Below are 8752 nucleotides of genomic sequence, written 5' to 3' on the forward strand. Positions count from 1 at the left end.
CCTCGCTTCGGCCTTTCCGGCGATCATCGTCTATGCACAGGAGTTGATGCCCGGCCGCGTCGGCACGGTGGCCGGCCTCTTCTTCGGCTTCGCCTTCGGCATGGGCGGCATCGGCGCGGCGGCGCTCGGCGAGCTCGCCGAGGCGCGCGGATTGTGGCTCCATGTCGACGCCTGCGTGGGCGGCTATATCGCGCCCTTCGTGCGCATGAACGGTGGCGACGTGCCGCCCTTCGACTTCGAGGTCGCCGGCGTCTCGTCCATGTCGGCCGACCTACACAAATATGGCTACTGCGCGAAAGGCGCATCGACCGTGCTCTTCCGTTCGGAAGCGCTGCGCGCCCACATGATCTTCGATTGCGACGACTGGCCGGGAGGACGCATGGTGACGCCGACACTCGCCGGCACGCGCCCCGGCGGCGCGATCGCGGCGGCCTGGGCGGTGATGAACTTTCTCGGCGTCGAAGGCTATCGCGCAAAGCACGGGCAGGTGACCGACGCTCGCGAAAAGATCGAAGCCGGCGTCGAGGCACTCGGCTTCCGCGTCATCGGCAAGCCGCAGCTCGGCCTCCTCGCCTTCACGCATGACGACATCGACTGCATGGCCGTCTGGGGCAAGCTCTTCGAGCGCGGCTGGTTCACGAGCCTGACGACAGAGCCGAAGGGACTGCATCTGATGCTGTCGCCCTTCCATCTTCAGGTCGCCGATACCTATCTCGCCGATATCGCCTGGGCGGTGGAACAGGTGAAGTCGGGTGCCAAAGGCGCGGCCCGCGAAGCGCGCTACAGCTGAAGCCGACCGCAATCCCAAGCGAACGCAAAAAGAGCCCGCCTTCCGGCGGGCTCTTCGTTTTGAGGAGTTCAGTCGCTGCCGATAGCCTTGTCGACGTCGCGTCCCGCCTTTTCGGCAGGGCCCGGCGGATCGACTGCGTCTTTCAGCGACTGCCCTGCATTGTCGATCTTCTCGCCGGCCTTTTCGGCCGGACCGTCATCGTCGCAAGCCGCAAGCGCGCCCATCAAGGGCAACACCAGGGCTATACCGACCAGCGATTTTCGCAACAAGCTGAACCTCCATCTGTAGTGGAACGAAGAGCGTCAGATAACGCCGAGAAGTACCAGAACGAGCAGGACGACGAGCAGCGTACCGATTCCGCCGCTCGGGTAGTAACCCCAGCCGGAGCTGTAGGGCCAGGTCGGCAATGCGCCGACGATGAGGACGATCAGCAGGATCAACAGAAGCAGGCGCATCTTCTTCTCCCGGTTGTTTTCCTAGTGAAACAGAAAATAGATGAGGATCAGAACCGGGATCGGCACGCCGACGACCCAAAGCAGCAGATATCGCATGTTTTACTCCTCCCAATGTCTGCGTTGCGTCAGGCGGGCGCCGACGAACATCAGTGCCGCGGTGATCGCTACGGCCGTAACGGGACGCTCGCGGATCGCGTCGATCACACGATCGACGACCGGATGAGAGAGCGTTTCCTCGATCGCGTCGCGCGCGTCGTTGCGCAATTCCTGGACATCGTCCCTGATCACTTCTGCGTCCCTGCGCAGGCGACTGGTCTTGCTTCGTCTTCCAACCATAAATCCTCCACACGCCATCGACCGCCGCGGCCGGATGCGGCACTTGTCGCAATCAACCGTTTCCATAAGGTGCAACGCCGTCCCGCTGCCCTGGTTCCCGTGTGCATGAACGATTATTGGGGCGCCCCGATGCGCGGGGCGCGGGCCACCCGAGGGAAAATGATGCTTTTCCGAACTGCCGCGCCTGCTACACTTCGGCAAGGACAGCCTAACGGGGAGGAACCAATGGCTTCTTATGTGCGCTCCGGCGCGCGCGTTTGCGATGTTGCGACCTTGACCGGTCGGGCGGCGCGCGCTGCATCCGGTTTTGCGAGCCTCGGCATTGGTCCGGGCGACGTGGTGGCCGTCTATCTCCGCAACGATTTCGCCTTCTTCGAAGCCTCCACGGCCGCCGGTCTCGTCGGCGCCTATTCGACGCCGGCCAACTGGCACAATTCGCCGGACGAGGCCGCCTATGTTTTCCGGAACTCCGGCGCAAAGGCGATCGTCATCCATGCCGACCTCTATCACCCGATCGCCCATGTCGTTCCCGAGGGCGTTCCCGTCTTCATCGTCGAGACCCCGCCTGAAATCGTATCCGCCTACGGATTATCTGCGGAAGTCACGCGCCTGCCCGCCGGCCTTCCTCTGTGGGGCGACTGGCTGAAACAGTTCGAACCCAGGACCAAGGGACCCGACGAAGCGCCGGGTTCGATGATCTACACCTCGGGAACCACGGGACATCCCAAGGGTGTGCGGCGCAGCCCGCCAACGCCGGAACAGGCGGCAAATTTCCCGAACATGATCGCGAAGGTGATGGGTTACGACAAATGGGCCGCGACGCCCGGCGACATGATCGTGCTGGTTCCCGGCCCCATGTATCACTCCGCCCCCAACGCCGCCGGCCTCGTCGCCTTCCGCCTGGGCACCAACATCATTCTGGAACCGCGCTTCGACCCCGAGGAATTCCTGAAGTCGGTCGAGACCTACCGCGTCACGCATGTGCATATGGTGCCGACCATGTTCGTGCGGCTCCTGAAACTGCCGGACGAGATCAAACGCAAATACGATCTCTCTTCGCTGCGTTTCATCGTGCATGCCGCCGCTCCCTGCCCCGTGCATGTGAAGCATGCGATGATCGAATGGCTCGGACCGATCATCCATGAATATTACGGCGGCACCGAAACGGGCGCCGTGACCTTCTGCAATTCGGAGGAGTGGCTGAAACATCCCGGCACCGTCGGCCACGCGCTGCCCGGCGCGCTCTTGAGGGTCATCGGCGACGATGGACAGGAGATCGCGCAAGGCGCGACGGGCGAGATCGTCTGCCGATTGGTCGACCTGCCGGATTTCACCTATCACGGCGACGATGAGAAGCGCCGCCGCGCCGAAAAGGCGCCCGGCCTCATCTCATTGGGCGACATCGGTTACCTCGACGCGGACGGCTTTCTCTATCTCTGCGATCGCGCCAAGGACATGGTCATCTCGGGCGGCGTGAATATCTATCCGGCCGAGATCGAAGCTGAGCTGCATAAGATGCCGGGCCTCGCCGATTGCGCGGTCTTCGGCATTCCGGACGACGAATTCGGCGAGCAACTCTGCGCCATCGTGCAGCGCCAACCAGGCTCCGACATCGGCGAGAACGATGTGCGGGCCTTCCTCCGTGAGCGCGTCGCCGGATATAAAGTGCCCAAGCGGGTCGAATTCCGCGCCGAGCTTCCCCGCGAAGATTCGGGCAAGATCTTCAAGCGCAAGCTCCGCGAGCCCTTCTGGGAGGCGGCGGGCCGGCGTATCTGAAGCCCGCCGCTCCTCAGCCCCCAAGAATGACGCCTGCGTCATTTTGCTGCAGCGCGAAAAATTCACAAACTGACATCTTGTCAATTTGTGCGACGCAACATATCTTCACATCAAGGAAGCGGACCCGTTCCATCGCCGACCCGGGTGAGCTTCCAGAGACCGTAACTCGTTGATGCTGAAGGTTAATACCATGTCCGCCGCCGATCACGCCTCGCATAACGCCCCGCAGGGCTCTCAGTCATTCTCGGCCGATATCTCGGCCAAGGCCGTTCAGGCCTGGGGGCAGACCGTCGCCTTTCTTGAGGCATCGAAAAAGCCGAACTCCAAGGCTGGCGATCTTCTGGCCACGGGCTTCATCGTGCTCACGGGCGTCTACTCCCTGGCCGTGCTGGTCACGGTCGGTCTGCGCCTCGGCAACTATCTGTAAGACAAAGACGCCAGAAGCGCCGCAAAGGCGCCGGTGTGAGGGATGAAGCGTCCGGGTGACTAACCCACTGATTGCAAAGGACGACATCATGACCGCTGCCCCTCAGGTCGTTACCGACGCCGAAGTCTTCGCAGCCCCGTTGGCGGACAAGACCGCCGAAATCGCGCCAACGCCAGCAATGCCCTTCTTTCATCTCGGCGACGCCGCTGCCGGCGCCATCGCGGTGTTGATGGGCTTTTATAGCCTGGCTTTTGTCGGCAACGTTCTGCTGACCTACTGACAGGACATAGACCGATGCCAATGTCCGCGACGGGGCTGGAGCCGCCTGCCCCGTCCGGCCGATTATCTCTTTGACGATCTGTAGCCTCCCTTGCGGGAGGCTTTTTGCGCACTATATAATAAGCACTGCTTATTAAGTGCAAAGCCCTCAAAGAGCCATGCTGCATAAATTTTCCCCCCAACTCCACGCGGTCGATCGCGGCATTGGTTTTCTGATCGGCGATTCCTCGCGGATGCTCCGGCGCATTTTCAATGAGCGCATCACGCCGCTCGGCCTTACCCAGGCCCAGTGGCGGGCGCTCGTGCATCTGTCGCGGAATGAGGGGCTCAACCAGGTGAGCCTGTCCGAACTTCTCGAAGTGCAGCCGATCACCGTCGCGCGCCTCATCGACAAGCTCGTGGCCGCCGGGCTCGTCGAACGGCGACCGGACCCCAACGACCGCCGCGCCCAACGCCTCTTTCTGACCGATCAGGCGACCCCGGTTCTCGATCGCATCTGGGGTATCGCGGCGGAAATCTACGACACCGTCTTCGCCGGCTTCACACCTTCGGAAATCGAGGCGCTCGCAGGCCTCCTCGGGCGGTTGCGCGGCAATGTCGCGAGCCTGTTGCCAGGCGGCGCACCGCCCTCACGAAGCGGCGGTAGGACCGTCGGCAAATAGCTCCGGCGAATCGTCAAACATTTCCTATCCGGTAATCGAGTTGAAAGGCACGTCAACGATGTCAGTAACCTTCGCCCCCGTTTCCAGCGCGGCGCGGCGCATCTTGAGCGACAGGGAACAACTGCGCCCGCTTCTCCTGATCGGCGTTCCGGCGCTGCTGCTCGTCGCGATGGCCTGGTTCTACTTCACCGCCGGACGCTATGTGAGCACCGACAATGCCTACGTGAAGGCCGACATGGTGTCGGTGAGCCCCGATGTCGGCGGGCGCATCGTCGAGGTCTTCGTCAGGCAGAACCAGTTCGTGAAGGCCGGCGATCCGCTCTTCCAGATCGACCCGGCGCCCTACAAGATCGCGCTGGCCGAAGCCGACGCGCAGCTCGCCACGGCGACCGCGAACGTGAAGTCGCTGCGCGCGAAATACGACATGACGATTGCGCAGCTCGCGCTCTCGGACAGCAGCATCGCCTATTACAAGCGTGAGTTCGAACGCCAGGCGTCGCTCGCCAAACGCAGCTTCGCCAGCCAGGCGAACCTCGACACGGCCCGGCACAACTTCGACACCGCCACCCAGCTCGACGGCGTCCTTCGGCAAAGCCTCGCGCAGATCGCGGCCCAGCTCGACGGCAAGCCCGACGCGCCGGTCGAGGAACATGCCTCCTATCTTGCCGCCAAGGCGCAGCGCGACAACGCCGCGCTCAATCTCGAGCGCGCGACGGTGCGGGCGCCCTTCGACGGCGTCGCCGGCAAGCAGCCTCAGGTCGGCGATCAGGTGTCGCCCGGCATGCCCGTGGTGAGCCTCGTCTCCAACGAGAAGGTCTGGATCGAGGGCAACTTCAAGGAGACGGACCTGACGAATGTGCACCCCGGCCAGACGGCGTCGATCGACATCGACACCTATCCCGGCCACGCATGGACCGGCCACGTCGCCAGCATTTCCCAGGCGACGGGATCTGAATTCTCGGTTCTGCCGGCGCAGAACGCGACCGGCAACTGGGTGAAGGTCGTGCAGCGCATTCCTGTCAGAATTGCCATCGACCGCAAACCCGGCGACCCCGAAATTCGCGCGGGCATGAGCGTGGACGTCGAGATCGACACCAAGTCGCAGCCTGCGGCCGATGCGGGGGATCAGGGCCGCGCGCCATGACGCCGAACATGCGCAAGGCTGTCGTCACCGGCGCGATCATGCTCGCGACGGTGATGCAGACGCTCGACTCGACGATTGCGAATGTCGCGCTGCCGCATATGCAGGGCAGCATGGCCGCGACGCAGGACCAGGTCGCCTGGGTGCTGACCTCCTACATCATCGCCGCCGCCATCGCGACGCCGGCGAGTGCCTTTCTGTCGATGCGTTTCGGCCGCAAACGCCTGCTCGGCATTTCCGTGGTCGGCTTCACCGTCACTTCGATGCTCTGCGGCGCGGCGCAGTCGCTCGATCAGATCGTGCTTTTCCGGCTTGCGCAGGGCGCTTTCGGCGCCGCCTTCGTGCCGCTCTCGCAAGCGATCATGCTCGACATGTTCTCGGTCGAGCAGCGCGGCAAGATGATGGCGCTCTGGGGCGTCGGCGTCATGGTCGGACCGATCGTCGGACCGGCGCTCGGCGGCTGGCTCACCGACAGCTATAGCTGGCGCTGGGTTTTCTATATCAACGTGCCCTTCGGCATTCTCGCTTTCGTCGGTCTCGCGATCGGCTTGCAGGAATCGGCGCTCGACAAGGTTCGCCGTTTCGACTGGCTGGGCTTCGCCTTCCTCTCCATCGCCGTCGGTATGATGCAGTTGATGCTCGACCGCGGCAACATCAAGGACTGGTTCTCGTCGACCGAAATCATCGTCGAGGCGGTCGTCGCCGCCTTCGCGCTCTATCTCTTCATCGCCCATTCCGCGACGACCAAGCGCCCCTTCATCGACCTTGAGCTTTTCAAGGACCGCAACCTGACCGTCGGGCTCGTCCTTGCGGTCCTTGTCGGCTTCGTCCTCTATGCGACCATGGCGCTGATGCCGACCTTCCTGCAGTCGCTGATGGAATATCCCGTCGTGACGACCGGCATCGTGCTGGCCCCGCGCGGCGCCGGCACCATGATCGCCATGATGCTCGCGGGCCGCATCATCAACAACGTCGACATGCGCGCGCTGATCGCCTTCGGCTTCGCCATTACCGCTTTCACGCTATGGCAGATGAGCCATTTCAATCTCGACATCAGCGAGCACACCATCGTCGTGACGGGCTTCGTCCAGGGCCTTGGACTGGGCTTCATCTTCGCGCCGCTGACGACGATCTCCTTCTCGACGCTCGCGCCGCATCTGCGCACGGAAGGCACGAGCTTCTACAGCCTGCTGCGCAATGTCGGCTCGAGCGTCGGCATCGCCTCGACCCAGGCGCTGATCGCTCGCCTGACGCAGATCAACCATGCCACCATTTCGGAGCATGTCAGCGGCCTCAATCCGCTCTATCGACCGGACGCCCTGCCGTCGGGCTTCAACCTCGATACCACGATGGGCCGGGCGGTCCTCGACGCCGAGGTCACACGACAGGCGGCCACCATCGCCTATCTCGACGACTTCCAGCTCATGATGTATCTGACGCTGCTGGCGATCCCGCTCGTTTACCTGATGCGTTCGCCGAAGATCGCCATCTCGAAGGAAGATGCCGCGGCCCATGCCGTGATGGACTGAGCGAGGTTGAACGCCGCCGCGGTGCGGTCCATGCTCGCACGAAAGCGGAGGACGTCCCGGGAGGTTGGGTGATGGCTGTTCAGATTCCCTATGTACGCGAGATCGAATTTATCTACGAGGCGAGCGAGCGGATTACGCCGCTGATCCGCCGCGTCGTCGCGGAAAATCCGTCGGCCTTTACCTTCAAGGGCACGGGCACCTATATCGTCGGCCACGGAAAGGTCGCGGTCATCGACCCGGGTCCGATGATCGACGCCCATGTGGAGGCCCTGATGCGCGCGCTCGACGGCGAGGCGGTCACGCATATCCTCATCACCCATACCCATACCGACCACTCGCCGGCCGCCGCGCCGCTGAAAGCGCTGACCGGCGCGAAGACCTACGGCTACGGGCCGCACGGCGCCGGCTCCGGCGAGGAGGACGGCGACATGGATTTCGTGCCGGACGTCGAGGTCCGTCATGGCGACATCATCGAAGGCGACGGCTGGACGATCGAATGCGTCCACACGCCCGGCCACACATCGAACCACATCTGCTTTGCCCTGAAGGAAGAGAAGGCGCTCTTCACCGGCGATCACGTGATGGGCTGGTCGACCAGCATCGTGAGCCCGCCCGACGGCAACATGAGCGACTACATGCGGTCGCTCGACCTGCTGCTGACACGCGACGAGGAGATTTACTGGCCGACGCATGGGCCTGCGATCCGCGATCCGAAACCCTTCGTGCGCGCCTTCATCGCCCATCGCGAGGACCGGGAGCGTCAGATTCTCGAACAGCTGGAGGCGGGCCACAGGCATATCGTCGACATGGTGCCCATCATCTATGCGGCGGTCGACAAGCGGCTCCATGGCGCCGCCGGCCGTTCCGTGCTGGCGCATATGACACGCCTCGTCGAACAGGGGCGCGTGGCGACGGATGGTCCGGTGACGCTCGGCGCGGAATACAGAGTGCCGTGACAGACGGAAAAATAACCGTCATTGCGAAGAGATGGGGCAATGACGTGCTGACAAAAAAACATCGTCATCCCGGCCTTGGGCCGGGATCCATCTTTACTGCGCGGTCCGATGAAGATGGATGCCGGACCAAGTCCGGCATGACGGTGATGGTCGGGACGACGCTGTCATCAAACTCATCAGCGAATTGAGGAACGACGAAAGAGAGGCTTCAGGCCGCAAGCTTCGCCTTCAGCGCCGCGAGATAGGCGCGGATGCGCTTCGCATTGGTGCCGAGATCGCTCATGCCGACGCGCGAGACGGAACGCACGTCGACCGCCGCGCCGCCCTCCGTCTCCGTGACGCGGATCGCGACGTCGTCCTTGAAGCCGATGAGCTTCGTCACCGCCGTCGCCTCGATCAAT

At 63.2% G+C, this 8752-nt stretch carries 12 protein-coding genes; 8 read left to right on the forward strand and 4 right to left on the reverse strand.

The window, feature by feature from the left end; translation table 11 throughout:
* On the forward strand, positions 1–790 hold a 790-nt coding region (locus VMR03_RS14975), incomplete at its 5' end, for a pyridoxal-dependent decarboxylase (protein WP_325406615.1).
* 68 nt (positions 791–858) lie between these two features.
* Here the strand turns inward: VMR03_RS14975 and VMR03_RS14980 are convergent.
* From VMR03_RS14980 to VMR03_RS14990, 3 genes are all read right to left on the reverse strand, one after another.
* Complete coding sequence (locus tag VMR03_RS14980) at positions 859–1059, reverse strand: hypothetical protein (protein WP_325406617.1); 201 nt, start codon at positions 1057–1059, stop codon at positions 859–861.
* A gap of 33 nt (positions 1060–1092) precedes the next feature.
* Positions 1093–1245 (reverse strand): DUF3309 family protein, encoded by a 153-nt coding sequence (locus VMR03_RS14985; RefSeq protein WP_325406619.1) that lies wholly within the window; start codon positions 1243–1245, stop codon positions 1093–1095.
* A 99-nt stretch (positions 1246–1344) separates the two neighbouring features.
* Entirely contained in the window at positions 1345–1533 is a 189-nt protein-coding gene (locus VMR03_RS14990; RefSeq protein ID WP_325406621.1) for a hypothetical protein, read from the reverse strand.
* Positions 1534–1806: 273 nt separating this feature from the next.
* On the opposite strand from VMR03_RS14990, the gene VMR03_RS14995 reads away from it, so the two are divergent.
* From VMR03_RS14995 to VMR03_RS15025, 7 genes are all read left to right on the forward strand, one after another.
* Entirely contained in the window at positions 1807–3357 is a 1551-nt protein-coding gene (locus VMR03_RS14995) for an acyl-CoA synthetase (RefSeq protein ID WP_325406623.1), read from the forward strand.
* A 172-nt stretch (positions 3358–3529) separates the two neighbouring features.
* A complete protein-coding gene (locus VMR03_RS15000; RefSeq protein WP_325406624.1) occupies positions 3530–3784 on the forward strand; it encodes a hypothetical protein in 255 nt (84 codons plus the stop codon).
* 88 nt (positions 3785–3872) lie between these two features.
* Entirely contained in the window at positions 3873–4064 is a 192-nt protein-coding gene (locus VMR03_RS15005) for a hypothetical protein (protein ID WP_325406626.1), read from the forward strand.
* A gap of 157 nt (positions 4065–4221) precedes the next feature.
* A complete protein-coding gene (locus VMR03_RS15010; RefSeq protein ID WP_325406628.1) occupies positions 4222–4725 on the forward strand; it encodes a MarR family transcriptional regulator in 504 nt (167 codons plus the stop codon).
* A 58-nt stretch (positions 4726–4783) separates the two neighbouring features.
* The gene (locus tag VMR03_RS15015) at positions 4784–5869 is read left to right on the forward strand and encodes an HlyD family secretion protein (protein ID WP_325406630.1); all 1086 of its coding nucleotides are present in this window, start codon (positions 4784–4786) and stop codon (positions 5867–5869) included.
* A gap of 8 nt (positions 5870–5877) precedes the next feature.
* Positions 5878–7395 (forward strand): DHA2 family efflux MFS transporter permease subunit, encoded by a 1518-nt coding sequence (locus VMR03_RS15020; RefSeq protein ID WP_325406632.1) that lies wholly within the window; start codon positions 5878–5880, stop codon positions 7393–7395.
* 71 nt (positions 7396–7466) lie between these two features.
* Positions 7467–8351 carry an MBL fold metallo-hydrolase gene (locus VMR03_RS15025; protein WP_325406634.1) on the forward strand — a complete coding sequence of 295 codons (885 nt, stop codon included), beginning with the start codon at positions 7467–7469 and terminating at the stop codon, positions 8349–8351.
* A 208-nt stretch (positions 8352–8559) separates the two neighbouring features.
* Here the strand turns inward: VMR03_RS15025 and VMR03_RS15030 are convergent.
* A partial coding sequence (locus VMR03_RS15030) for a DUF1499 domain-containing protein (protein WP_325406636.1) occupies positions 8560–8752 on the reverse strand: 193 nt, incomplete at its 5' end.

Origin of the sequence: Parvibaculum sp. (assembly GCF_035511255.1) — a bacterium.
GTDB lineage: Bacteria > Pseudomonadota > Alphaproteobacteria > Parvibaculales > Parvibaculaceae > Parvibaculum.

Coding starts and splice junctions, on each gene's coding strand:
- VMR03_RS14985 (WP_325406619.1), bottom strand. CDS start 1,245: ATGCGCCTGCTTCTGTTGATCCTGCTGATCGTCCTCATCGTCGGCGCA.
- VMR03_RS14995 (WP_325406623.1), top strand. CDS start 1,807: ATGGCTTCTTATGTGCGCTCCGGCGCGCGCGTTTGCGATGTTGCGACC.
- VMR03_RS15000 (WP_325406624.1), top strand. CDS start 3,530: ATGCTGAAGGTTAATACCATGTCCGCCGCCGATCACGCCTCGCATAAC.
- VMR03_RS15005 (WP_325406626.1), top strand. CDS start 3,873: ATGACCGCTGCCCCTCAGGTCGTTACCGACGCCGAAGTCTTCGCAGCC.
- VMR03_RS15010 (WP_325406628.1), top strand. CDS start 4,222: ATGCTGCATAAATTTTCCCCCCAACTCCACGCGGTCGATCGCGGCATT.
- VMR03_RS15015 (WP_325406630.1), top strand. CDS start 4,784: ATGTCAGTAACCTTCGCCCCCGTTTCCAGCGCGGCGCGGCGCATCTTG.
- VMR03_RS15020 (WP_325406632.1), top strand. CDS start 5,878: ATGCGCAAGGCTGTCGTCACCGGCGCGATCATGCTCGCGACGGTGATG.
- VMR03_RS15025 (WP_325406634.1), top strand. CDS start 7,467: ATGGCTGTTCAGATTCCCTATGTACGCGAGATCGAATTTATCTACGAG.